This window comes from Brevibacillus parabrevis, assembly GCF_022701015.1.
Lineage (GTDB): Bacteria > Bacillota > Bacilli > Brevibacillales > Brevibacillaceae > Brevibacillus > Brevibacillus parabrevis.
Map to the genome: position 1 here is coordinate 5,937,501 of NZ_CP064090.1, position 22,636 is coordinate 5,960,136.

The window sequence follows — 22,636 nt, forward strand, 5'->3', positions numbered from 1 at the left end:
GTCAGCATTTCCTTGCGCAGCAGCGACGTTTGTTAATATAGCATGTAGCAAAACCAGAAGTCAATAGTATTTAAAAACTTTTACCTGAGCAATATTACTCCTGACTCTCTGTCGCCATTTGCCCCCTCTGTGAAAACGACTTCTTGAATCAATTGCCTTTGCAGCATTTTATCAATAAGAAGAGGGACATCAATTTGTGCATCTACAATGGCCGGATGGTTCACAAGCTCCTCCAGGCGCCACGGACCTGCCTTTGATTCCATAACCTCCATCAAGAAAGTGACGGACTCTTTTACTTTGGACGTAATCCAAAACTCGATCGCGAGAACAAGCAGCTCGATGCGCTTTTCCAACGCTTCTCCATTAATGGACAACTCCTCATACAGTTTGAATACCGATGAGTCCATCTGTTTTACTTGGGACCACAGCGCAGCCTGCGGATGTTCCCCCGCTTCGTACACGATCAGCCTCGCCCACGAATGCAGCGATTGGATGAGCGCATGATGGGCATCCAAGATCAGTCCTTGCTGAAGAAACTCTTTTGTCTCGTGGAAAAAACGGAGGAGTTGGGAATACTCCCTACAGATAAACTTTTTTTGCAGCGCAACAGGCAGACGACTCAACCGACTCTTCATCTGCTTCATATAACCGTCTTTGTCCCAGACAATATCCGCTCTCCAAAGCAACGCAGCCAGACGTTCATCCAGACCGCTAACCGCCCCTTTTTCAAGCTGCCAGGTACTAATCTGTTGCTCCATGACCACTCGTCCCTGAATGTGCAGACGGCGGATTTTTCCCTCTGCTTGCGGCTGGTTGACCACGACAAGATAAAAGGCGCCATCGCGAAACGGAACCAGCAGATCCGAAACAGGCAAAACCAGCACAGCTTGTACATCCGGGCGCTGCCGCAGCTTATTCAGATACGTTTGCTGACTCTCCTCTCGCTTCATTGCCATGTCGGTGTTCCTCCCTGCCCCTGGGTTGAACTTATGGATTCTACACGATTTGTCCGTTTCCTGCTTGTCAACAGACAAATCCTTTGTATGCTATACTGTATAGTAGGAGGAATGATGATGAAAAAAACTGAACGCCTGAGCAAAATCAAACGCATGCGCACATGGGGTAACTGGAGCATGGTGATCGGCATTTTGCTGATGTATACAGGGTACGCTTTTTTCGGAGGATATCTGGACTTTATACCTTTCCTTGGCAACCTGTTAAAAGGCTCTCACATCTTCATGACGCTGCTTTTGATCATCGGCTTTATTTTGACGATGGGCAGCACCGTCTTGTTTATGATCTCCGGCATGGTATCTACCTCTGCTCCTCAAGTAGAATGTCCTTCGTGCCAAAAAGTAACGAAAATGCTTGGGAAAGAAGATGCCTGTATGTTTTGCGGACAGCCTTTGCGTCTGGAAGACGGGCAGCCCCAGCAAAACCAGACATGATCGATTTCTCATTCGTTCGAGATGCAATAAGCCACCTGCACTTTCCCATTCGGGCAGCAGGTGGCTTCTTTTTTACTGAGCGGTTATAGCGTTTTTCAAGCCTTCCTCGATGGTCGGCCAAATCTCCGGCACTTCGAACCCTCGCCGCCACGAGGCGACTCCAGCCAAATCGTATTTCTTCACTAACTCCATCCGCTTTGCCATGGACGAGACGTCCTCCAACCACATCTTGTAGACATTCCCGTCTTTCGGATCGCGGTATTCCACATACTGCTGACCAGATGCTTTATCCAGGACCGGAGTCAGCTTTCGCTCCGCTATCCACTCCTGCGCTCTCGGCATGGACAGCGCCTTGGAGCTTACCTTGACTGTTCCGTCAGCCTGCTTGGCTTCTGTCCACAATCTTGTGTAAAAAGGAACACCCAAAAGCAGCTTTTCGTTCGGCACTTCTTCCAATACTCCTTGCAAGCCTGCCTCGACCCATGGCAATGACGCCACCGAGCCTGCTTTCGGGCTTGCCGCCCAATGCTCATCGTAGGTCATGACAGCCATGTAGTCGACGACTTCGGCCAATGCTTTGCGATCCAGAAACATCGACCACGTCTTGGCGTTGGACTTGATTGTCACATCGATGGAAACGGTTAGTCCTTGCTGATGCAAGTAAGGCGTCAGCTCGCGGACAAACTGGACGAGCCGCTCCTTGTCCTCATAATACACGTTTTCAAAGTCGATGTTGATGCCGTCCAAATCATACAAGTGGGCATAGTGGATCAACTGGACAATCAGCTTGTCTCGCTTGTCGTAGCTGCCGAGAACGGATTGGGTCCAGTCCGGGTTGAAGCCGTTCGTGACCAGCCCCCACACTTGGTAGCCGCGCTTATGCGCCCATTTTACATACGCCGAGTCCGCTCGGTTTATAAGCGTTCCTTCTGCATCTTTCAATTCAAACCAGGTAGGTGCGATCACATTGACGCCAGGCAGCGTCTCGATCTGGGCGACATTCGGATTTTTGCTGACGACGTGCTCCCAAACCATGTTCACCTTTTGCCCATCAGGCTTCCATGCGACTTGCTCGCCAGAAGACCCGGCATGCTGCAAGCTGACCTTTCGCTTTCCGGACATCTCAACGCTTTTCTCCGGAAGAAAGCCTGCAATCCCGGATGCTGTCAACACGCGGTAATAGCCTTCCTGTTCTCCGAGAACATCAACTGTATCCCCGGAGGATAGCTCGCTTACGATCGGTGTCCGGTGAGAGGCTCCAACACGGACGAGCTGCTTTTCCTCTCCACCGATCACATGCGCCTGCTCGATCTCGTACCCTTCCTGCTCTACAAGGAGCACGCCTGTATCGGCTTTTCGCTCGAAGGCAAACGGATACAGCTTGGTGAGCGGATCAAGCGGCACATAGCGCTTTCCTTCCACTTCCTTCACGGGCACCTGCAAATTGACTGGCTGCTTGTTCAGATGAGCTACGACTTCCCCGCTCTCCATCCGCAAAACTTTGTCCTTCGTCGTCACGATTACAGAACGGGTAGGCTCATCCCAAAAGATCGCCGGGTCGATTTTCTCTTTAATGAAATCAAAAGGAAGCAAGATTTGCTCCCCGTCGAGCAAGTAAGTGGCATCCATGCGCTTTCCTTCAAAGACGATGACATCTTTGGCGCCGTCGTACGGCTGCACATGTTCCGTTGACGCCCGCAGCACGAAAAACCAGTAAATGCTCCCAAAGATGGCGAGCAAGAAAAACATCAGCATGAAAAGTCTGCGCAGCGCTCTTCCCCTTCTGCGTCTGGGACGAGGTACTGTATTAAGCTGCATGCTCACGGTTATACCCTCCTCCCAACCAACGGGCTTTCGCCACGGTTCCGATCATCTGTATCATTCCTGCAATATTTCGATCATAGCCTTGGTTCAAACGATTCACAACCTTTTGTATACTGGAAAACGCAGGACGAGCCGTTCTCCCTCCAAAAAAAGACGTTTGAAACAGCCAAAACGTTACACATTTCAACAGAAAAACACCTTCTGCCTCAACTCTTCGACATTCGTTGAGGCAAAAGGTGTTCATCCACATAACTCAATTTAGGGTACTCTTTTGACAGGACTCGCAGACGCCATATACTTCCATCCGATGGCCGGTGACTTTGAACCCGATATCTCTCGCCGCAGCCTCTTCCGCCTCCCGCAAGTACGGGAAATGGAAGTCCCGGATCGCCCCACAGCTAGAGCAGATCGCGTGGTAATGGTCTTCTTCCACATTGGCATCGAAGCGGCTGGAAGCATCCCCGTAGGTCAGCTCAATTACCAAACCCGCATCTTTAAAAACCCTGAGGTTGTTGTAAATCGTCGCGACGCTCATATTGGGGAATTTGCCTTCGAGAGCTTTGTATATTTCGTCAGCCGTCGGGTGAGTCATCGTCTCCAGCAAATAGGTTAAGATTGCATGGCGTTGAGGTGTCATCCGAACCCCGGTGTTTTTGAGGATTTCTACAGCTTTTTCTACACGCTGTGCCATATTGTCACACCCCACAGTCTTCGCAAGACAAAAGATCAATCAACTCTGTTTGTCATTGATTAGAATTACTTTAAATAAGTGTACGTCTATTCGGCGAAAACTGTCAATATCCATTCCGCCGAATTGCGGAGAAAGAAATGGAAATCAAGCTTTTGCTGCCTTTTTCGCTTCGGTCAAAGCGTATTTGCACATGGATTGCAATTGGCATTGATCGCATTTCGGATTGCGCGCCGTGCACACTCTTCTCCCGTGCCAAATCAGCCAATGATGCGCATCCGACCATTTTTCGCGCGGAATCTTCTTCATCAGCTGGCGCTCTACTTCGTCCACATTGTCGCTCTTGGCAAGGCCCAGGCGATTCCCGACACGAAACACATGGGTATCGACCGCAATCGCCGGAACACCGTACGCATTGGAGAGTACGACGTTGGCCGTTTTTCTACCTACTCCCGGCAACGCCTCCAGCTCGGCGTGCGTTCGCGGCACCTCTCCATTGTACTTTTCGTACAAGATTCTACAGGTCTCCAAAATGTTTTTACTCTTATTCTTGTACAAGCCCAGCCCTCTTATATGCTCTTCCATTTCTTCCTGCGTCAGATGCAAATAGTGTTCCGGCTGGTTCAGCTGTTTGAACATCGGTTCTGTAATTTCATTCACCCGCTTATCCGTGCACTGCGCCGAAAGAATCGTGGCGATCAAAAGCTCAAACGGGGTTGTATAATTCAACTCGCAGTGTGCATCCGGGTACATCTGCTGAAGTGTGTCCAGAATGTCTGCAACGGGTACTTTGCGTTGTGCCATAAATATATCCCCCTTTTTCCTACATTATACCGATCTTGAACAGCTCGGCAATCGTCGCAAGCCATGGAAAGCAGTTCGTGACCTGATGTACAATAAGCTTGGAATCATTTAACAGGGGGCGATATGAATGAAAGTTTTCCTGACAGGAGCTACCGGCTTTGTCGGCAAAGGCGTGCTGGATCGTCTGATTGCAGAAGGCTACGATACCGTTTGCTTGTCCCGGCCAGGTCGGGCAGATTCAAAAGGCAAACTGCTCCCTGAGGTGACTGGCTCTGGAAGCGTGACGGAAGTGGCTGGGGATATACTGGACGCTGAATCGCTTACAACAGCCATGGCAGGCTGCGACGCCGTCATTCACCTGGTCGGAATTATTCGCGAGCAGCCGGGAAAAGGAATCACTTTTTCGCGGATTCACGTCGACGGCACGCGCAACGTACTGGAAGCAGCCAAACTGCATGGCGTAAAACGCTTCGTCCACATGAGCGCACTCGGTTCAAGAGAAAACGCCACGAGCCAGTACCATCTTACGAAATACAAAGCGGAGCAACTTGTCAAAGCAAGCGGCATCCCTTACGTCATTTTTCAGCCATCGGTCATTTTCGGGCCTGGCGACGAGTTTGTAAACATGCTGGCCGATCTTGTTCGCATGCCAGTCACTCCTGTGCTCGGAAACGGCTCTTACTTGTTGCAGCCTGTAGCGCGAAAAACAGTAGCGGACGTCTTTGTCCAAGCCTTGAACCATCGCGAGGCAACCAATCAGACGTACGAAACAGGCGGGCCTGCTCCCGTCTCCTACGAACAAATTCTCGATACGATCGGCGAGGTGCTCGGCAAGCAAAAAGTGCGCAAAATCCACATCCCGCTCGCCTTCATGAAACCAGTCATCAACGCAATGGAGGGCTTCTCCTTTTTTCCGATAACCAACACGCAGCTGACGATGCTGCTCGAAGGCAATGCCTGCCGGGACGCCGAACGGCTGTACGACACCTTTTCCACAGAAAAAATCGCCTTTCGCCCAGGAATCTCCACCTATCTTTCATAACGATCCGCCAAAAAGAAAAAGCCCCTGAAAAATCAGGGACTTTTGTTTATTCATGCAGTGTTTTCTCCACAGAACCCGTCTCTTTGTTCACGTGACGGGCGACGACGAACAGATAGTCAGACAGGCGGTTGAGATATTTGACCACCGACGGATTCACCTGTTCCTGCTGGGCAACGTGGACGGCTTTTCGCTCTGCGCGTCTCACCATCGTGCGGGCGACATGGAAGGCAGCAGCAGCGGGATGTCCTCCCGGCAAAATAAAGTTCGTGAGCGGCGGCAGACTGGCATCCAACTGGTCAATCTGCCCCTCCAGGAACGTAACATCATCCTCTGCAATCGGCCAGCCGACCTTTTTCCCTTCCGGCGTGGCAAGTTCTGCCCCTACGTGGAACAGCTTGGTTTGAATGATGTGGAAAACATCCTGCAGCTCTTGCCACGCATCGGACACAGGCAACAAGGACAAGGCAAGCCCGATCTGGGAGTTGGCCTCGTCGCACGTTCCATACGCCTCGACGCGATCTGCAAACTTGGGCACGCGCACTCCCGCTACCAATGAAGTTTCGCCTTTGTCTCCCGATTTCGTATAAATCTTCATTCCGATCCCCGCCTTCATTGGTTTTTGTCTGGAACAAGTAAGCTACACAGACTCACAAACGACAATCAGCTCCGTACTGCTCGCATCAAAAGGCGCTCTGGCAAACGTTCCGTACCGTTTGGTCACTTTCAGTCCGTTCAACCGCAACAAGTGATGAAATTCGGACGGATAAATGTAGCGCAAGGCAAAACGTCCCTTCAGCCGCTCGGTTACCACTCCGTTTGCATCTGTGCGCTCGTAGATGCGGGTCACTTCGCACAACTGCTGGAAGTGATCGTAGCGGGTGTAGTCCCACATCGACAGTTCTTCTCCCGAAGGCAACATCTGTGTGCCGCGCAGGGACATCTTTTCATTTTCTTCGTAAAAATGATTGATCTTCGGTACAAAGACGTTCATGACGAGCTTGCCGCCTGGCGCCAAATGCTTGCGAATACAGGCAAGCGCCTTCATCTGTTCCTGAACGTGCAAGAGATGTAAAAACGAGCGAAACGGGATCATGATCAGCGAAAAGGTTTCCCCCAGTTCGAAGTTGCGCATATCTCCCTGCAACAGCTTCAATCCGGCGCTGACGCCTTGCGCATCTGCTTTTTCCTGCGCTTTCGCCAGCATCTCTTGCGACAGGTCGATCCCCGTAACCTCGATTCCGGCCTGAGCCAGCGGGATTGCAATCCTTCCCGTCCCACAGGCCAGATCGAGCACTTTTCCGCCAGCTTGCTTCGCTTCTTCCAAATAAAACTCAACATCGCCAGCAAGTCCGCGCTGCATCAGGTCATAGTAATCAGCCCATTGATACATATTGCTCATGCCGCCCTCCTATGCTTGCATGTCCTCGGAAGCCAGGTAAGCCATGACGAGCTTCGCTGTATTGTCGAGCGCTTCTGTATGCGTGCGCTCATGGGAGTGGGAGGCGTCCACGCCAGGACCGATCAAGCCGTGAACAATGTCGTATCCGGCCCTGAGCGCCGCGCTCGCGTCTGATCCGTAGAACGGATAAATGTCTACCGCGTAATTCAGTCCATTTTGCTGCGCCAAACGTGTCAAGTGGCTGCGCAATCCGTAATGGTACGGCCCGGAGGAATCCTTCGCGCAAATCGAGACGCAATATTCATCGGTCGTCTGTCCGTCGCCGATCGCGCCCATGTCAACCGCCAAATACTCGACGACGTTGGCTGGAATGCTGGAATTGCCGCCATAACCGATTTCTTCGTTGTTGCTGATGAAAAAGTGGGTTGTATACGGCAGTTGTTGGCCCGTCTCGCGAAGCGCTTTCAACACGCCCAACAGAACGGCAACGCTTGCCTTGTCGTCGATGTGACGCGATTTGATAAAGCCGCTGTCTGTTACCGTCACGCGCGGATCGAACGAAACAAAATCGCCAACCGAAATGCCCAACGCCTGTACTTGCTCGCGGTTTGTCACTTTCTCGTCCAGACGAACTTCCATGTTGGAGTCGGTTCTTTCTGCCTTGCCTGCTTCACGGCCATAGACGTGAACAGATGCTTTCGTAGACAAAATCGTCCCGGTCACCAGGCGGCCACTCGCTGTTTCCACTGTGCAGTGCTCGCCTTCCACGGCATTGAACTCAAAACCGCCGATCAACGTCAGCTTGAGGCGTCCGTTGCTTTTGATTTCTTTGACCATGGCTCCCAGCGTATCGACGTGCGCCGTCAGCAAACGCGCCTTGTCATCACGCGCCCCCGGCACGGTAGCGACAATCGCTCCCTTGTTCGTCCGTTTGTACTCCACGCCAAGCTGCTCCAGTTCCCCAGCGACCCACGCCATTACTTTTTCTGTGTTGCCAGACGGACTCGGGATATTCGCCAATTGGCAAAAAGCTTGAACGACATACTCGGTAGACACACCCATGAGAAAATCCTCCTTTTATGTACTATGACTATGTATTAAACGCCGATTTTAGCTTTGCAGCTCTTCCTTGATAAACTGGAGCACTTCCTGTACGTGCCCTTTTACTTTCACTTTCGGCCACACCTTGGCGATGTTGCCTTCCTTGTCGATCACAAAAGTGCTCCGCTCAATTCCCATGTACTCGCGGCCGTACATTTTTTTCAGCACCCAAACGCCGTACGCCTCCGCAACTTCATGCTCCGGATCGGCCAAAAGCACAAACGGCAGCTCGTGCTTCGCAATAAACTTGTCGTGCGACTTCACGGAATCCGGGCTGATTCCGAGCACGACAGTGTCCAGCTCCGCGAACATCGGGTGATAGTCTCGAAAATCGCACGCTTCGGTCGTGCAGCCCGGCGTCATGTCTTTTGGATAAAAATAAAGCACGACATTTTTTCCGCGGTATTGCGAAAGCGAAATCGTCTGTTCATTGTTTGCCTGCAAAGTAAATAAAGGCGCGGCTTGTCCGGTTTCGATCATGCTCATCCCCCCGTAAAAATCACTGGTTTCATTTTACCACAAGCTTACAGGTACTTCATCCGCATATACGTTGCGCTTTCTAGCAGAAAACGATAGAATTAATTAAGAAAAATAAAAAAATGGCCTAGTCAGTTGGATGGTGAGAATTGGCATGAAAGAGTTTTTTGAAGTAACGGATCCAGAAGCGCTTAAATCCCTTGCCATAGCAGAACGGGTTAAGATTCTAGAACTCTTCGAGGATTTGGAGCCGCGTACGGCCAAACAAATCGCTACGGAACTAGGCGAAAATGCTGCACGTCTTCACTACCACGTGAAGGAACTTGTGCGTGTTGGTTTGCTCGAACAGGTAGATACCCGCGTCAAAGGTTCCATCGTGGAGAAATACTACGAGCCAGTCGCCAAGGTGATTCAGGTTAAGCTTCAGCTTATGATTGAAGAAAATGCACAGCAATTGAGTGACGTCATGTTCACTCCGTTTCGCACCACAGAAAAGGATCTCATGAGGACACTCAATCGTTTCGTTGCAAGCGATCAGGATGTTCGCAAGGAATACCAGAATACTTTTGCTTTCAACCTGACTGAATTTTATTTGAGCCAGGAAGAACGCAATCAGTTGGTGGACGACATCAGCGACCTGTTGCAAAAGTACAAAGGCTTCAAAAACGAGCAAGGCCGCCGCAAGTTCAAGTTTTTCGATGTCTTGTTTCCGCTGACGCCTGCTGAGCCGACAGACGATTCGGAAGAGCAGTTTGAGGAGCAAGACGACCAGAACAAGCCGCTGTAAAGCTGTAAAAAGGAAATCGACCAACACCAGGAAAACCATCAAGAGAGATGGTTTTTCTTTTTTTATTCCAAAGGAGGGGCAGCCATGCGCACGATTTTGTTTGATTTTGACGGTACAGTCGCCGATACGCTCCCACTCATTTTCACGGCCTTTCGCTCTACTTTTCAGCGCTTTTTGCAAGAGCACTACTCCGATGCGCAAATCGTAGCGATGTTTGGTCCAACCGAAACTGGCATTTTGCAAAACAAGCTGCCCGCCCATGAACACGAAGCCGCTCTCGATCATTTTTTCCATGTGTACACGCTTGAGCACGCTCAGGTGCAAAATCCTCCGCAGCTTGCAAAGATGCTTGAACAGTTGCATTCTGCGGGCATTCAGATGGGAGTCGTGACGGGAAAAGGGCGCAGAAGTGCAGATATATCGCTGCGCGAGTGGGGATTGGAAAAGTATTTTTCTGTCGTGATCACAGGCGATGAGGTGACCGAGCCGAAGCCGCATCCGGAAGGCATTTTCACAGCGCTGAAACAGCTGGGAGCTACAGCCGAGAATGCGATTTTTGTGGGCGACAGCGACGCAGACATTATCGCGGGACGCGCCGCAGGGCTGACTACGGTCGGCGTTGACTGGCTGCTTGTCACCCAGAAGGCCGGGAGCTTCGATCCTGAGCCGGACTATCGCTTTTCTGACGCGCAGGCGTTTGTTGACTGGGTGCTTGGCCGCTGATTGATTCGGGTTGCCTAACCTGCTATTACTTCGTTAATAGACAGTCTTGCATGGCTGAGATTTTTTCATATACGGATTTTGACCGCATAATACGAAGGGGCTGCCTCAAAAGTCGATTGCTCGACGAAGAGACGCCCCCTTGTCATTTTATTGATTTATATTGTTTCGGATTCGTTGCAAAACTTCTTCGGAATCGAGTTGAACGTGAGGAGAAAGCTCCAGAAACTGAGCAGCGCGTTGATCGAGCCACAAGCTTTCCTCCCCTTTGTTATCAGTAGCAACAAAAACAAATCCGCCTGCATAACTAAAGTACATAATGTTGACATTGTCACCAAGATCGTTTTTTATTTTTTCATGAAGGTCAAACAATTCAGGGCCGGTTTTTTCACCACCTGCCATGATTGGCTCCGTATCCCTTTTACTTCATCACCTTCCATAATAAACGAAAGCTTCTCATCATGCGCAGTCAATAACTCATGAACGTTCGAACCTTTGTATTTGCTGATTTTATCCGCTTCTGACAATAAAGCTCCTGGAATTGAGAAGTCTGACAGCGTAAAATTATTGCTCGATTCGTTCAAAGATTTGTTCTCTTGATTCCGGGCTTGTTCCATTTTCTTGTATGCATTTAGTGCTTCCTTGTTCCCTTGATTGGATGCACCAGCCCAAGTAGCCAATGATATTCCAGCAACTATAACTGCACCGAACAATGTCCAAACATATCTCTTCATACAACTGCCCTCCTTAAATTATTCTGACTCAAAACCATACAATGAGCCAATCCATTCTTGTCTTGAGCTATCCAAGAAAGAGTCATAAGTCATAGTAAAATGTTGACCATCCCATGGGTCCATGTACATTACATACTTCGTGGAGTCGTTTATATAACCATCAATAAAAATACAAAATATTTACTTTTATGTATATACTTTTTACTCGAATGATAAATTACGTTAATGGAAATACTTTACAACTTACCCGCACACGCTGACTCCTGTGGATACAAAAAGGAGTGCTCCGTTACGTACGGGGAGCACTCCCTTGTTTGTTTTGTTTATTAAATGAAACCTTAGTACGAACGGCCAAACCAAACTGTATGCTTCGCCTCTTTGCCGCAGCAAATGCAGACCGATTTTTGCGCAGGCGGTTCAAACGGAATGTTGCGGGACGTGAACTTCGTCTCTTCCTTGACCTTGGACTCACACGCGTCGTCTCCGCACCAGCCTGCGAGCACCCAGCCGCTTGGCGTGTTTTCGTTCTCACATTTTTCGATGTGCGCGGACAGCTGCGCGAGCGTATCGATTTCGAGATGCGAATGGGCTTCCCGGAAGGCCAGCGCTTTTTGGAACATGTTTTGCTGGATGTCTTCGAGCAATTGGGCAATCGTCTGCGCAATGCCTTCCAGTGGCACGGTTATTTTCTCTCCGGTATCGCGGCGGGCGAGAATCGCCTGGCCGTTTTCCACGTCGCGCGGTCCAAGCTCCAGACGCAGCGGCACACCGCGCATCTCCCATTCGTTGAACTTCCAGCCCGGAGTTTCCTCGCGCAAGTCTGCCCGGACGCGAACGCCTGCCGCTTTGATCTCGTCGAACAGCGGATCGAATGCAACCATGACCTGATCGCGCAGCTTCATCGGTCCGACTGGGATCATGATGACCTGAGTCGGTGCCATCCGCGGCGGCAAAGCCAAGCCGCGGTCGTCGCCGTGCACCATGATCATCGAGCCGATCAAGCGGGTAGAGCTGCCCCATGAAGTCGTATGCACGTATTTGAACTGATTGTCGCGATCCAGGAACTTGATCTCAAAGCCGCGCGCAAACTTGTCTCCCAAGTAGTGGGAGGTTCCGGCCTGCACCGCTTTGCCATCCTTCATCATCGCCTCGATGGAGTACGTGTCGACTGCTCCTGCAAAGCGCTCGCTTGGCGTTTTTTGCCCTTTCCATACCGGAATCGCCAGTTCCTGCTCCACAACCTCGCGATAAATCTCCAGCATTTGCATGGTCTCCTGGCGCGCTTCTTCCTCGTTCGCATGGGCGGTATGGCCTTCCTGCCACAAAAATTCTGAAGTACGCAAGAATGGCATGGTGCGCTTTTCCCAGCGGAACACGTTTGCCCACTGGTTAATCAGAATCGGCAAGTCGCGGTAGCTCTGAATCCACTGCGCGTACATATGTCCGATGATCGTCTCCGAAGTCGGGCGCAGGGCAAGCTTTTCCTCCAGCTGCTCTCCTCCCGCTTCCGTCACCCAAGGCAGCTCTGGGTTGAAGCCCTCGATGTGCTCTTTTTCTTTTTGGAAAAAGGACTCGGGAATCAGCATTGGAAAGTAGGCGTTGCGATGTCCCGTCTCTTTGAACCTTTTGTCCATCGCCTCCTGGATGCGCTCCCACAGCTCGAAGCCATCCGGTTTGAAGACGATGCAGCCGCGCACTGGCGTGTAATCCATCAAATCCGCTTTTTTGATCGCCTCGATGTACCAGCGCGAGAAATCTTCCGACTGCGGTGTAATTTCTTTTACGAACGCTTTGTCCTCTTTCATCCTTCTACGCTCCTTTTTTCTTACATGAAAATGCAAAAAATCCCCCATCCCAAAAAAGGGACGGAGGATTCACTTCCGCGGTACCACCCTGATTGACCATGGCACAAGCCATAAGTCCACTCAACAACCCGATAACGGCGGGCAACCGGACCAGCTCGTCGCTGGCGGCTTCAGGATGGGGTGCAGGTACGCCTCGTATCAGCCTTCCAGACTAGGGCCGACTCTCTGGAACCAGGATATAGCTGCGGGTCCTTTCATAGCCTTTTCGCTAAACTGCTTTTTGTTAGGGAATATCTTAGCAAGTCGCGCAGCCGTTGTCAATTTGTGGTTCTGAGGGCAATGCGCGCACCCAGCTTGGCGTAGACTGGATACGCGACCAGCGCGAGCACGACCCCTTTGAACAGGTTGAACGGAACGATACCGACCATGACCAGGGACCAGACGCTGGTTGCGTTGAACATGGCCAGCAGCTCTGCCATCGGCATCTGATAAAGAGCGGCGTATGCCGGGAGCAGGACGTACGCATTGGCAACAGCCATGACGATCGTCATCAGCAACGTTCCAAGCGCGAGGCCCGATAAAAAGCCTTTTTTCCCTTGTCCGCTGCGTTGCAGAAGGACGGCTGGCAAAATAAAGCTGGCGCCCGCCACGACGTTGGCAAGCTCTCCGATCAACAATCCGTCTGTATTTTTAAAGAGCATGTGCAATGTATTTTTCAAAACTTCGATGATGATGCCGGCTACAGGGCCGTACATGAGTCCGCCGATCAGCGCTGGCAACGTACTGAAATCAAGCTTCAAAAAGCTCGGCATCAGCGGAACGGGAACCTCCAAATACTGCAAGATAAAAGCAACGGCTGCCAGCATCGGAATCGTCACGATCCGCTGGGTTGCTCTGCGCGATGTGTGCAGGGCTGTTTCTTTCATGTGTACCATCTCCTCGTTTTTTCTCCTTCTGAGGAATGGCAACAGCGGTCTTGCCCACACGTGCCAAAATGTCTACGCTTTTGCAAACATAAAAATACCCTGAGAATAATTCTCAGGGCAGCTTACAGGCGTATGACAAAGCATGTGCAATAAATACAGGTTCAAGAAACAACGAGGCGGCTCATCATGCATGCCTCATCGCATCTGTCCTGCCAGCACAGGCAAACAAGCACGTGTGTGGTAAACGTACTGTCGTCATCCTTCTCCCATCCAGACTGTACTGTCGGCTCTGGAATCTCACCAGATCCTGCACTCCGTCGCTATCAACAGCTCGGGAGGCTCGCGGGCTTGACGTGCTGATTGCACCATCACCGCCGGTCGGGAATTTCACCCTGCCCTGAAGGAATTGTGTAGTTGTATACAGCATATTATACTGCGCTTTTTCGATTTGACAATAGACGAAACTGTTAAATCGACATTTTATCTTTATTTTCCAATTGATTTAGTTGGATATATTTTTAAAAAAATGGGGCTTCTCAGCCTAAAGTCGCCACGTGCTATAGGTAGTTACCTGGACCAAAAAGAAATAGACCGCCCTTGAGTTGACTGCTCCTCGGCGGTCTATTCTTCACCAAATTTTGAGCCGTCCCCTTTGAGGGAAGCCTCGTTTGTACAGACCAGACCGTTCCGGTAGCCGCCGGACGGTCTTTTTTTCTTTCAAGCTCGTTACCTCTAATATTACCATAACCGTTCCCAAATAAAAATCCATAATCCTGCTCCTGCCTACCAAATCGCACCAAAAGTAGCTTCTGCCACTACGACCCCGCTCCCCGATACTTGGTGACGCCCCAGTTCCAGACGAGCAAGCCGATGCCAAAGAAGATGACCGCGACTACCGGAGTAAGTGCTGCGTACGTATACCACACTTCTTTTCGCAAAAAGTAAGCCGCCGGGTAAATCCCGACAAAAGCAAACGGCAACACGTAAGTCAGCACGAAGCGAATCGCCTTGTTGTACACATCCACGGGGTAACGCCCGTACTGCTGGATGTTGTAAATCATCGGGGCAATTCCTGTCCGGGAATCGGAGAAAAAGCTGACGGCGGCAATCGCCGTGTACACCCCGCCGTAAATCAGGGCGCCGCTGATCACAAGCCCGATGAAGATGAACAGGTCGTACCAGTAAAACGTCAAATCGAGCTGAAAAGCAGCATAGCCCATGATGATCAGCCCTGTGATGACGCCGAAAATCCGGTCCGGTGCGATCGACTCCAGACAGACCTGTGCCAGATTGTGGATCGGCCTGGTCAAGATGCGGTCCATTTCGCCCCGGATAATATAGCGTTCGTTGAAGTCCCAAAACCCGAAAAACATCGAGAATAAGGCATACGGCACCAAAAAGAAACCGTAAATGAAAATGATTTCGTCCCGCGTCCATTCCTTCATCAACGGCACATGCGTGAAGACGACGATGATGAACACCAGATTGATCAGCTCGGAAATCAAGTTGGACACAAAATCCCCGAGAAAGTCAGCCCGATAGGCAAGTCTCGTCTTGAAATACTGGCCCAGGTAGTCGGCGAAAATACCGAAAATGTGCTTGACGTTTTGCATATGCTACCCCCCTTGCACGACCAGCCGATTTCGGGCCATGCGCCACAAAATCAGAATCGGAACCAGAATAACAACCATCCAGATCGCCTGGAAGCCGATCAACTCCCAGGAACGCCCCGGAGTAATCGCCCCTGTGAAAATCAGGCTCGGATAGTAGTTGACGGCCTGGAATGGCAAAAAGCCCATAACCGTTTGCGCCCAGCCCGGGAAAAAGCTGATCGGCAGCACCAGGCCCGACATCAAATCAACGACGACACGCTTCGCCCGCATCATCCCGTCGTTGCGGAACAGGAAAAAGGTGAACAGCCCCGTCAGCAGGTTGATTTGCGTGTTGATCAAAAAAGCAAACATGAGACTGATCAAATACAATCCCCAGCCAGTCGCTGTCGCGGGAAAATGAAACGGGATAATCAGGCTGATGAGAAAAATTCCTGGCCCTGCGAAAAACAGGAAGCGGAATATCCCTTCCCCAAATGCTTGCGCTGTCTTGACCGACAAGTAATTGTAAGGGCGGATCATCTCGATCGCGACCTTACCCTCCCGTACGTCCTGGGCAATTTCCGTATCGATGTTGTTGAAGTAAAAGGCGCGCGACATCCAGGCAATCGCGACGTAGGAAGTCATTTGCTCGACCGACAGGCCGCCAAGCTGCTGCTGGCCGCCGTAGATTGCGCCCCACAAAAAGTAGTACGCTCCGATGTTGATCGCGTAAATAATGATCCCGCTGTAGTAATTCACCCGGTAAGCGAGCATGGTCAAAAAGCGCATGCGGATCAGTTCCATGTAGAGCTTATGCATGGCCCCGCACCCCTGTATCCACCTGGTAAATGTTGCGGACAATATCTTCTGTGCTCGTCTCCATGATTTTTACGTCGCTGACCTCGAACGTCGACATGACCGTTGACAGGACAAACGGCAGCATTTCCTGGCTCTGCGGCACTTTCACACTGATTGTATATTCGTTTACCTGGGAAATTTCGCACGGCATCTCGCCAAGCGTCTTGCGCAGCTCGTCGGCGGGTGTGCGCTTTTTCATCTGGAAAGACACCTCTGTGCCATTGCCCCACTTTTCCTTCAGGTCACTGAGCAGGCCGTCAAAAATCAGCTTGCCTTTGTCCATGACCAGCACCCGCTTACAGAGCGCTTCAATATCGGAAACGTCGTGGGTCGTGAGCAGGATGGTCATGTTTTCCGTTTCGTTCAGATTGCGCAAAAACTCGCGAATTTTTTGCTTCACCAAGACGTCCAGCCCAACTGTCGGCTCATCGAGGAACAACAGGCGCGGCTTGTGAATCAATGACGCCGCTACCTCGCAGCGCATCCGTTGACCCAGACTCAGCTTGCGCACTGGCTGGCTGACAAACGGGTTGATCTCCAGCTCCTCAATCAAGCGGTCTAGCCACTTATCTCCCTCTGGCCCGTCGACTTTGTAGACGCTTTTCAGCAACCGGAACGACTCCATGGGCGACAAATCCCACCAGAGCTGCGAACGCTGTCCGAATACGACACCGATGGAGCGCACGTATTCCTCGCGCTGTTTGAACGGAACGTAGCCGTTGATGACGATCTCGCCCTCGCTTGGCGTCAAAATGCCCGTCAGCATTTTGATCGTCGTCGATTTCCCGGCGCCATTTTCCCCAATCAAAGCGAACATTTCCCCTTCTTCCACGGTAAAAGAAAGGTCATTCACTGCCTTGACGGTCTTATACTCGCGACTAAACAAATCACGAAAAGCACCCCCGAGACCCGCTCTGGCCTGGTGGATGCGAAACTCCTTTTGCAGGTTCTTCACTTGAATCATGGATAACCATCCTTTTTTTAGTGGAAAAACGCCTTGACGTTTTTCATGCAAAGAGATGTGACCACTTGCGGCTGGCAAAACGGTCATGAACAACTGTTAGTGTATATGAGCGCATGAAAATGTGCAAAAGGCAAACTGTAACAAACTGTCAGCGCAAATTCACGACAATGCCCGTCTTGTCGTCCGACTTTTTGAAGCGGGCGTAGCGGATGCATTCGGGATCGTTGTTTTCCAGTGCGATCAGCTCATCCGTGTAACGTTGCAGCCCTTTGTGGACGATTGGCAATACCGTTTCTTCCCACCCCGGTTCTTTTCCGCCTGTTGGTCGTGGCATGAACAGACCGTCTGTCGCCAAAACAAGCGCCTTCAATCCGATCCGATTGATCCGTCCATACTCTATGAAATCCGCACAAGCCGCATCTCCGTTCAAAACGCCATATCCTCCTGATCCGTTCGCCTGATAGCGGTTATGAATCAGGATGTCCTTACATCGCTCGTGCAGCTCGGCTCGGGTAGACAGCCCCTCGCGAATCCCGTCTTCCCACCGGGCAATGGCGTTTTGCTCCAGCAGCGAAACTTGCGGAAACGTCAAAGGCCGCACCGTATCGTCTTCATAGACCGCAAAAATCATGCAATCGCCAGTCTGGGCATACTCGATGTGCTGCTCTTTCACCCGAACGACTGCACATGCCGCTCCCCACAATGCTTCTTTTTGCTTCCAGTCAATCTCGCTCTCGCGCATCAATTCCCGCAGCTTTTCGTTGACAAACGTCAGGTAATCGGACAGCACAGCGTCAGGCGGCATGATTTCCAGCTTCCTTTTCACCAGCTCGGCTGCAATCGCTCCTCCTGTCTGCCCGAATCGGTTTTCGTACGGAACGAGCGACGAGACACCGTCGATCACCGCGTACACCTGATCGGCCTGCGAGATCACATAGGCGTCCTCATTGGTATTGCCGGTTCCTTTGATGGAGATGCACTCAAGTTTCATGGTGGATTACCGCCTTTTACGTGAAGTGATTTGCTTGAAAATTGTATCATTTTTCCTTTTCCCCAGCTATAGCTCCCCATCCATATCCAGGTGACTTTTGCTGTGTTAAGATAATGAAGGACTTTTTTGAAAAGAAAAGAGGGAAAATCGCATGAAACGTGAACGATCCGCGCAACTGCACGAACAAGCCATGGATGTTATTCTCGGCGGGGTAAACAGCCCTTCCCGTTCTTTCAAGGCCGTAGGCGGGGGAGCGCCCGTTACGATGGAGCGTGCCCAGGGCGCGTATTTCTGGGACGTGGACGGCAATCGATATATTGACTACTTGGCGGCGTATGGCCCGATTATTACCGGACATGCTCACCCGCACGTCACAAAAGCCATTACGGAAGCGGCGGCCAACGGAACGTTGTACGGTACGCCAACTCCTTGGGAAGTCACTTTTGCGAACATGATCCGCGAAGCGATTCCATCCATGGAGCGCATCCGCTTCAACAACTCCGGTACGGAATCTGTCATGACGTGCATTCGCGTGGCACGAGCCTACACCGGACGCGTGAAAATCATCAAATTTGCGGGCTGCTACCACGGTCACTCCGATCTCGTGCTGGTTGCGGCAGGCTCCGGCCCTTCCACACTCGGCATCCCTGACAGTGCGGGTATTCCGCAAAGCATCGCCAGCGAAGTGATCACGGTTCCATTCAATGACGTTGCAGCGTTCGCCGAAGCGATGAACAAATGGGGCAACGAAACGGCTTGCGTCCTGGTCGAACCAATCGTCGGCAACTTCGGTATCGTCACGCCGGAGCCAGGCTTTTTGGAAGAAGTGAACCGCATCACGCACGAGGCAGGCGCGCTCGTTGTGTACGACGAGGTCATCACCGCATTCCGCTTCTGCTACGGCGGTGCGCAAAACTTGCTGGGCGTAACGCCTGACCTGACCGCGCTCGGCAAAATCATCGGTGGCGGCTTGCCAATCGGAGCATATGGCGGACGCCGCGAGATTATGGAGCAAGTCGCGCCGCTCGGTCCTGCCTACCAAGCGGGCACAATGGCGGGCAATCCCGCATCGATCCGCGCCGGAATCGCATGTCTGGAAGTGCTGAAACAGCCTGGCGTGTACGATGAATTTGAGCGACTCGGCGCGCTGCTGGAAAAAGGCATCCGCGATGCAGCGAGCAAGCACGACGTCACCATCCAGCTCAACCGCGTCAAAGGGGCCATGGCTGTGTACTTTACAGACGAGCCTGTTCGCGATTACGATGCAGCGCAAAAAGCAGACGGCGAGCTGTTCGCCCGAATGTTCCGCCTTTTGCTGGATGAAGGCATTTGCCTCGCTCCTTCCAAGTACGAGGCGTGGTTCATCACCACCGCGCACACGGAAGATGACATCCGGCAAACAATCTCGGCTGTCGACCGCGCCTTCGCACAGTTGAACGCGTAGTGTAGCTTAGCTGCGTACGTGAGCCTGACGCCGAGACAAGCATTGCCAAGCCCGGTTTCCTGCCTTTTGGAGATACTAACAATTGCAGTGAGTATCATCGCGAGGAGGAGATCTAGGTGTCAAAAGGCGAAAAAACGTACCCGCAAGCTCCGGAAAAGACGCTGGATTCCAAAGAGAGCAGCAAAATGCTGGAGGTCGTCGGCTTCCAAAACCCGCGCAAAACCGAGCATCACAAAACGCAAAACCACGATCGGTAAACGGCGAAAAGACAGACACATTCTTCACGGATGTGTCTGTTTTTTTATGTGAGGAAAAGCTGGCTTCACATGTAGCAAGAGTCAATCTGCACATATAAGCAGGTGGTGATATTGTCAAGAATGGTCAGAGATTGTACAATAAAATTAATGAAACTGCCCTGACACTTATTCGTATACATGGATATGGGACAAAATGTGTAAGGAACTGCTATTGTGTTTCTTCATGCAGATAAAAAGGAGTGATTGTTCAATGTTTTTTCACCCGATGGATTTTCTGATACTCATTGCATTCGGACTGTCTCTCTGGGCTCAATTCCGAGTAAAAGGCACCTTCAACCGCTATGCCGAGGTCCCTACTTCTTCCGGTTTGACCGGGGCTGAAGCGGCGAGACGGATGCTCGATGCAAACGGTTTGACCAACGTTCCCGTCGAACATATTCCAGGTACGCTGACTGACCACTACGATCCGATGTCCCGTGTGGTTCGCCTGTCCGATCCTGTATACTTTGGCAACTCCATCGCTTCGCTGTCTGTTGCTTGTCACGAAGTCGGCCATGCGATCCAGCATAAAGTTTCTTATCCGATGCTCGTAGCGCGCCACCGCATTTTCCCGGTTGTCAATCTCGTATCGGGTGTTGCGCCGCTTTTGTTGCTCGCCGGTTTCTTCTTCCATATGTCCGGTCTTTTGCTCCTGGGGATCATTTTCTTCTCCGGTGCCGTTGCCTTCCAGCTCATCACGTTGCCAGTCGAGTTCAACGCCAGCAGCCGTGCCAAAGAGCTGATGGTGCGAATGGGCTTTATCCGCAACGAAGAAGAACGCGGGGCAAGCAGAGTGCTCGGTGCTGCCGCCCTCACTTACGTCGCCGCCGCTCTGATCTCTGTACTCGAACTCGCGAAGTACATCATGATCTTCCGAAGCTCGGACGACTAATCGCATCGCTTTTGACAAAGCCAAAACCAATACAAGCTTAGTACAAGGTACAGTCTCTTCCCTACCGGGAGACTGTACCTTTTTGCGTAGACTTACGATACAATGGGACGGGAGGTTTTGCACATGCGCATCGGGATTATCGGATTAGGAAGTATGGGGCAAATGCTGGTGAAGTCTTTTTGCAAAAGCGCAGTGATTTCCCCTGAACACATCGTCGTTTTCAACCGCACGCGGGCAAAAGCGGACGCGCTGCAAGCCCGTTTTGGAGTAGCTGTCGCGGATAGCGCCCAAGCGATTTGCGAGCAGGCCAGCCTGATTTTCATCTGTACGAAGCCGCTGGACATCCTGCCTGTTCTGGAAAAGCTGACGATTCCTCGCGAGAAGCACATCGTCTCTGTCGCTGCCGGAGTCAGCATCTCCGACCTGGAGAGCGTTCATGCCGGGCCAGTCAGCAAAGTGATTCCTACCGTGACGTCATCCGAGCTGCACGGCGTTTCGTTGTATACGGCAAGCGACAGGGTGAGTTCAGAGGAACGAAGCCGCTTGTTCACCCTGCTGTCCGCAATCGGCGAAGTGCAGGAAGTGACAGAGACGAATATCGAAACAGCCACAATTTTGAGCAGCAGCGCACCCGGACTGATAGCCGGGATACTCGATTCGTTTGCACAAGCAGCGGTCCGCAAGACGCCGGAGCTTGATATTGCGACAGCCAGAACCATTCTCGTGGAAACGATGCTCGGCACCGCTTTGCTTTTGAAAAACGAACAGCTTGGCTTCGACCAGCTAATCGAGCGCGTTGCGACAAAAGGCGGAATCACCGAAGAAGGGCTGCGCGTGCTCGCCAAAACATTGCCGGGCGGCTTCGACGAGCTGTTTGCCATGACCGAATCGAAACACGCTGCCTTGAAAGAGCTTGTGCAAAAGCAGGTCGGAAAACAAATGGATGAAAAGGAGTAATCAGACATGATCATAGGTTGGATTGGCTTGGGCAACATGGGCGTACCGATGGCAAGCAACTTGCTGTCCGCAGGCTACGCTGTCCGCGTCTGGAACCGCTCACCCGAAAAAGCGGCTCCGCTCGTTGCGCTCGGCGCGAAGCAAACCGAATCACTCGCGCAACTGGTCGATGAATGCGATGTGTTGTTCACCATGGTAAGTGATGACGAGGCTGTGAAAGCCATTTATACAGGAACAGACGGCTTGCTGTCTGCCCGCGTTTCCGGCAAGCTCGCGATCGACATGAGTACGATTGCGCCGGAGACTTCCCGCTTTTTGGCGGAGCAAAGCAAAAAAGTCGGGCTGCGTTTTCTCGACACTCCCGTCTCTGGCAGTGTCGGTCCGGCGAAGGAAGCGCAACTGGTCATCATGGTCGGCGGCGAGAAAGCGGATTATGACGTAGCGAAGCCGATGCTGGACAAGCTCGGCAAAGCAGCTGTTTACCTCGGGTCGCATGGAGCGGGAACGTCTGCCAAGCTGGCGATCAACCTGCTGCTCGGCATCACGGTACAAGGAGTAGCGGAAACGTTGCTGTTCGCCCGCTCGCTTGGCATCGACACCGAGCAAATGCTGGAGATTATCTCGCAAAGCGCAGTAGGAACCTCGCTGATTCGCGGCAAAGCTGCTTCGATTCTCGCAGACGACTTCCCTGCCGCTTTTGCCTTGAAGCATATGGCAAAAGATTTGCGGCTTGCCCGCGAGGCTGGCGTAGCTACTCCTTTGGCGGAATCCGCGCAGGCCACCTATCGCCACGCCCTGGAGGAAGGGTTGGGCGAACTCGATTTGATGGCGATTTTGCGCCATCTGAAGGGCGCGACTCCGACCAGCAAATAGCTTTTTAAAAAGCA

The 22,636-nt window shown here is 51.7% G+C and carries 25 protein-coding genes and 1 riboswitch; of the genes, 9 read left to right on the top strand and 16 right to left on the bottom strand.

Annotation, left to right across the window (positions count from 1 at the left end; translation table 11 throughout):
- Positions 1-80: 80 nt before the first annotated feature.
- The gene (locus IRJ17_RS27265; protein WP_173600099.1) at positions 81-956 is read right to left on the bottom strand and encodes a nucleotidyltransferase-like protein; all 876 of its coding nucleotides are present in this window, start codon (positions 954-956) and stop codon (positions 81-83) included.
- A 117-nt stretch (positions 957-1,073) separates the two neighbouring features.
- Here IRJ17_RS27265 and IRJ17_RS27270 point away from each other — a divergent pair, with 117 nt between their 5' ends.
- Positions 1,074-1,448, top strand: coding sequence for a YgzB family protein (locus IRJ17_RS27270; RefSeq protein ID WP_005827746.1), 375 nt, complete (start codon positions 1,074-1,076; stop codon positions 1,446-1,448).
- A gap of 72 nt (positions 1,449-1,520) precedes the next feature.
- Here the strand turns inward: IRJ17_RS27270 and IRJ17_RS27275 are convergent, their stop codons facing one another.
- The 3 genes from IRJ17_RS27275 to nth all read right to left on the bottom strand — a co-directional run bounded on the left by IRJ17_RS27275 (position 1,521) and on the right by nth (position 4,764).
- The gene (locus tag IRJ17_RS27275; RefSeq protein ID WP_122966362.1) at positions 1,521-3,266 is read right to left on the bottom strand and encodes a glycosyl hydrolase family 18 protein; all 1,746 of its coding nucleotides are present in this window, start codon (positions 3,264-3,266) and stop codon (positions 1,521-1,523) included.
- Positions 3,267-3,525: 259 nt separating this feature from the next.
- On the bottom strand, positions 3,526-3,963 hold the full coding sequence (gene perR / locus IRJ17_RS27280; RefSeq protein WP_063228727.1) for a peroxide-responsive transcriptional repressor PerR: 438 nt from the start codon (positions 3,961-3,963) through the stop codon (positions 3,526-3,528).
- A gap of 144 nt (positions 3,964-4,107) precedes the next feature.
- A complete protein-coding gene (gene nth / locus IRJ17_RS27285) occupies positions 4,108-4,764 on the bottom strand; it encodes an endonuclease III (RefSeq protein WP_122966122.1) in 657 nt (218 codons plus the stop codon).
- 127 nt (positions 4,765-4,891) lie between these two features.
- On the opposite strand from nth, the gene IRJ17_RS27290 reads away from it, so the two are divergent.
- Positions 4,892-5,806: a complex I NDUFA9 subunit family protein gene (locus IRJ17_RS27290; RefSeq protein WP_242772528.1), complete on the top strand. Its 915-nt coding sequence runs from the start codon at positions 4,892-4,894 to the stop codon at positions 5,804-5,806.
- Positions 5,807-5,852: 46 nt separating this feature from the next.
- Here the strand turns inward: IRJ17_RS27290 and IRJ17_RS27295 are convergent, their stop codons facing one another.
- The 4 genes from IRJ17_RS27295 to bcp are packed head-to-tail and all read right to left on the bottom strand — an operon-like array spanning position 5,853 to position 8,786.
- Positions 5,853-6,401 (bottom strand): cob(I)yrinic acid a,c-diamide adenosyltransferase, encoded by a 549-nt coding sequence (locus tag IRJ17_RS27295; RefSeq protein ID WP_173597071.1) that lies wholly within the window; start codon positions 6,399-6,401, stop codon positions 5,853-5,855.
- A 42-nt stretch (positions 6,402-6,443) separates the two neighbouring features.
- Positions 6,444-7,205, bottom strand: a complete 762-nt coding sequence (locus IRJ17_RS27300) for a class I SAM-dependent methyltransferase (RefSeq protein WP_122966125.1) — start codon at positions 7,203-7,205, stop codon at positions 6,444-6,446.
- A gap of 9 nt (positions 7,206-7,214) precedes the next feature.
- Positions 7,215-8,267, bottom strand: coding sequence for a M42 family metallopeptidase (locus tag IRJ17_RS27305; RefSeq protein ID WP_173597073.1), 1,053 nt, complete (start codon positions 8,265-8,267; stop codon positions 7,215-7,217).
- Between the two features lie 48 nt (positions 8,268-8,315).
- Positions 8,316-8,786, bottom strand: a complete 471-nt coding sequence (gene bcp, locus IRJ17_RS27310) for a thioredoxin-dependent thiol peroxidase (protein WP_122966127.1) — start codon at positions 8,784-8,786, stop codon at positions 8,316-8,318.
- Between the two features lie 151 nt (positions 8,787-8,937).
- Here bcp and IRJ17_RS27315 point away from each other — a divergent pair, with 151 nt between their 5' ends.
- Positions 8,938-9,570 (top strand): ArsR/SmtB family transcription factor, encoded by a 633-nt coding sequence (locus IRJ17_RS27315; RefSeq protein WP_063228734.1) that lies wholly within the window; start codon positions 8,938-8,940, stop codon positions 9,568-9,570.
- Between the two features lie 84 nt (positions 9,571-9,654).
- On the top strand, positions 9,655-10,293 hold the full coding sequence (locus IRJ17_RS27320; RefSeq protein ID WP_122966128.1) for an HAD family hydrolase: 639 nt from the start codon (positions 9,655-9,657) through the stop codon (positions 10,291-10,293).
- A gap of 147 nt (positions 10,294-10,440) precedes the next feature.
- On the opposite strand, the gene IRJ17_RS27325 is transcribed toward IRJ17_RS27320, so the two are convergent.
- From IRJ17_RS27325 to IRJ17_RS27360, 8 genes are all read right to left on the bottom strand, one after another.
- Positions 10,441-10,692 carry a hypothetical protein gene (locus IRJ17_RS27325; RefSeq protein WP_242772531.1) on the bottom strand — a complete coding sequence of 84 codons (252 nt, stop codon included), beginning with the start codon at positions 10,690-10,692 and terminating at the stop codon, positions 10,441-10,443.
- Positions 10,638-11,024: a hypothetical protein gene (locus IRJ17_RS27330; RefSeq protein ID WP_242772533.1), complete on the bottom strand. Its 387-nt coding sequence runs from the start codon at positions 11,022-11,024 to the stop codon at positions 10,638-10,640. Before IRJ17_RS27330 ends, IRJ17_RS27325 begins: the two co-directional genes overlap by 55 nt.
- A gap of 338 nt (positions 11,025-11,362) precedes the next feature.
- Positions 11,363-12,829 (bottom strand): proline--tRNA ligase, encoded by a 1,467-nt coding sequence (gene proS / locus IRJ17_RS27335; protein WP_217023445.1) that lies wholly within the window; start codon positions 12,827-12,829, stop codon positions 11,363-11,365.
- Positions 12,830-13,146: 317 nt separating this feature from the next.
- Positions 13,147-13,755, bottom strand: coding sequence for an ECF transporter S component (locus tag IRJ17_RS27340; protein ID WP_122966131.1), 609 nt, complete (start codon positions 13,753-13,755; stop codon positions 13,147-13,149).
- Positions 13,756-14,009: 254 nt separating this feature from the next.
- Positions 14,010-14,164, bottom strand: a riboswitch (FMN riboswitch).
- Between the two features lie 406 nt (positions 14,165-14,570).
- A complete protein-coding gene (locus IRJ17_RS27345) occupies positions 14,571-15,368 on the bottom strand; it encodes an ABC transporter permease (protein ID WP_122966132.1) in 798 nt (265 codons plus the stop codon).
- 3 nt (positions 15,369-15,371) lie between these two features.
- Positions 15,372-16,166 carry an ABC transporter permease gene (locus IRJ17_RS27350; protein ID WP_063228740.1) on the bottom strand — a complete coding sequence of 265 codons (795 nt, stop codon included), beginning with the start codon at positions 16,164-16,166 and terminating at the stop codon, positions 15,372-15,374.
- Complete coding sequence (locus IRJ17_RS27355; RefSeq protein WP_122966133.1) at positions 16,159-17,169, bottom strand: ABC transporter ATP-binding protein; 1,011 nt, start codon at positions 17,167-17,169, stop codon at positions 16,159-16,161. Before IRJ17_RS27355 ends, IRJ17_RS27350 begins: the two co-directional genes overlap by 8 nt.
- Before the next feature lie 148 nt (positions 17,170-17,317).
- Positions 17,318-18,160 (bottom strand): protein phosphatase 2C domain-containing protein, encoded by an 843-nt coding sequence (locus IRJ17_RS27360; RefSeq protein ID WP_173600105.1) that lies wholly within the window; start codon positions 18,158-18,160, stop codon positions 17,318-17,320.
- 151 nt (positions 18,161-18,311) lie between these two features.
- On the opposite strand from IRJ17_RS27360, the gene IRJ17_RS27365 reads away from it, so the two are divergent.
- From IRJ17_RS27365 to IRJ17_RS27385, 5 genes are all read left to right on the top strand, one after another.
- Positions 18,312-19,604, top strand: a complete 1,293-nt coding sequence (locus tag IRJ17_RS27365; RefSeq protein ID WP_122966135.1) for a glutamate-1-semialdehyde 2,1-aminomutase — start codon at positions 18,312-18,314, stop codon at positions 19,602-19,604.
- Between the two features lie 116 nt (positions 19,605-19,720).
- The gene (locus tag IRJ17_RS27370) at positions 19,721-19,861 is read left to right on the top strand and encodes a hypothetical protein (RefSeq protein WP_167470371.1); all 141 of its coding nucleotides are present in this window, start codon (positions 19,721-19,723) and stop codon (positions 19,859-19,861) included.
- Between the two features lie 250 nt (positions 19,862-20,111).
- Positions 20,112-20,792 carry a zinc metallopeptidase gene (locus IRJ17_RS27375; RefSeq protein ID WP_063228744.1) on the top strand — a complete coding sequence of 227 codons (681 nt, stop codon included), beginning with the start codon at positions 20,112-20,114 and terminating at the stop codon, positions 20,790-20,792.
- Between the two features lie 123 nt (positions 20,793-20,915).
- On the top strand, positions 20,916-21,749 hold the full coding sequence (locus tag IRJ17_RS27380; RefSeq protein WP_122966136.1) for a pyrroline-5-carboxylate reductase dimerization domain-containing protein: 834 nt from the start codon (positions 20,916-20,918) through the stop codon (positions 21,747-21,749).
- Positions 21,750-21,755: 6 nt separating this feature from the next.
- Positions 21,756-22,622: an NAD(P)-dependent oxidoreductase gene (locus tag IRJ17_RS27385; protein WP_242772535.1), complete on the top strand. Its 867-nt coding sequence runs from the start codon at positions 21,756-21,758 to the stop codon at positions 22,620-22,622.
- Positions 22,623-22,636: the final 14 nt, after the last annotated feature.

Excerpts from the sequence above, each read along its gene's own strand:
- IRJ17_RS27265 (WP_173600099.1), bottom strand. The coding sequence starts at position 956 with ATGGCAATGAAGCGAGAGGAGAGTCAGCAAACGTATCTGAATAAGCTG.
- IRJ17_RS27270 (WP_005827746.1), top strand. The coding sequence starts at position 1,074 with ATGAAAAAAACTGAACGCCTGAGCAAAATCAAACGCATGCGCACATGG.
- IRJ17_RS27275 (WP_122966362.1), bottom strand. The coding sequence starts at position 3,266 with ATGCAGCTTAATACAGTACCTCGTCCCAGACGCAGAAGGGGAAGAGCG.
- perR (WP_063228727.1), bottom strand. The coding sequence starts at position 3,963 with ATGGCACAGCGTGTAGAAAAAGCTGTAGAAATCCTCAAAAACACCGGG.
- nth (WP_122966122.1), bottom strand. The coding sequence starts at position 4,764 with ATGGCACAACGCAAAGTACCCGTTGCAGACATTCTGGACACACTTCAG.
- IRJ17_RS27290 (WP_242772528.1), top strand. The coding sequence starts at position 4,892 with ATGAAAGTTTTCCTGACAGGAGCTACCGGCTTTGTCGGCAAAGGCGTG.
- IRJ17_RS27295 (WP_173597071.1), bottom strand. The coding sequence starts at position 6,401 with ATGAAGATTTATACGAAATCGGGAGACAAAGGCGAAACTTCATTGGTA.
- IRJ17_RS27300 (WP_122966125.1), bottom strand. The coding sequence starts at position 7,205 with ATGAGCAATATGTATCAATGGGCTGATTACTATGACCTGATGCAGCGC.
- IRJ17_RS27305 (WP_173597073.1), bottom strand. The coding sequence starts at position 8,267 with ATGGGTGTGTCTACCGAGTATGTCGTTCAAGCTTTTTGCCAATTGGCG.
- bcp (WP_122966127.1), bottom strand. The coding sequence starts at position 8,786 with ATGATCGAAACCGGACAAGCCGCGCCTTTATTTACTTTGCAGGCAAAC.
- IRJ17_RS27315 (WP_063228734.1), top strand. The coding sequence starts at position 8,938 with ATGAAAGAGTTTTTTGAAGTAACGGATCCAGAAGCGCTTAAATCCCTT.
- IRJ17_RS27320 (WP_122966128.1), top strand. The coding sequence starts at position 9,655 with ATGCGCACGATTTTGTTTGATTTTGACGGTACAGTCGCCGATACGCTC.
- IRJ17_RS27325 (WP_242772531.1), bottom strand. The coding sequence starts at position 10,692 with ATGGCAGGTGGTGAAAAAACCGGCCCTGAATTGTTTGACCTTCATGAA.
- IRJ17_RS27330 (WP_242772533.1), bottom strand. The coding sequence starts at position 11,024 with ATGAAGAGATATGTTTGGACATTGTTCGGTGCAGTTATAGTTGCTGGA.
- proS (WP_217023445.1), bottom strand. The coding sequence starts at position 12,829 with ATGAAAGAGGACAAAGCGTTCGTAAAAGAAATTACACCGCAGTCGGAA.
- IRJ17_RS27340 (WP_122966131.1), bottom strand. The coding sequence starts at position 13,755 with ATGAAAGAAACAGCCCTGCACACATCGCGCAGAGCAACCCAGCGGATC.
- IRJ17_RS27345 (WP_122966132.1), bottom strand. The coding sequence starts at position 15,368 with ATGCAAAACGTCAAGCACATTTTCGGTATTTTCGCCGACTACCTGGGC.
- IRJ17_RS27350 (WP_063228740.1), bottom strand. The coding sequence starts at position 16,166 with ATGCATAAGCTCTACATGGAACTGATCCGCATGCGCTTTTTGACCATG.
- IRJ17_RS27355 (WP_122966133.1), bottom strand. The coding sequence starts at position 17,169 with ATGATTCAAGTGAAGAACCTGCAAAAGGAGTTTCGCATCCACCAGGCC.
- IRJ17_RS27360 (WP_173600105.1), bottom strand. The coding sequence starts at position 18,160 with ATGAAACTTGAGTGCATCTCCATCAAAGGAACCGGCAATACCAATGAG.
- IRJ17_RS27365 (WP_122966135.1), top strand. The coding sequence starts at position 18,312 with ATGAAACGTGAACGATCCGCGCAACTGCACGAACAAGCCATGGATGTT.
- IRJ17_RS27375 (WP_063228744.1), top strand. The coding sequence starts at position 20,112 with ATGTTTTTTCACCCGATGGATTTTCTGATACTCATTGCATTCGGACTG.
- IRJ17_RS27380 (WP_122966136.1), top strand. The coding sequence starts at position 20,916 with ATGCGCATCGGGATTATCGGATTAGGAAGTATGGGGCAAATGCTGGTG.
- IRJ17_RS27385 (WP_242772535.1), top strand. The coding sequence starts at position 21,756 with ATGATCATAGGTTGGATTGGCTTGGGCAACATGGGCGTACCGATGGCA.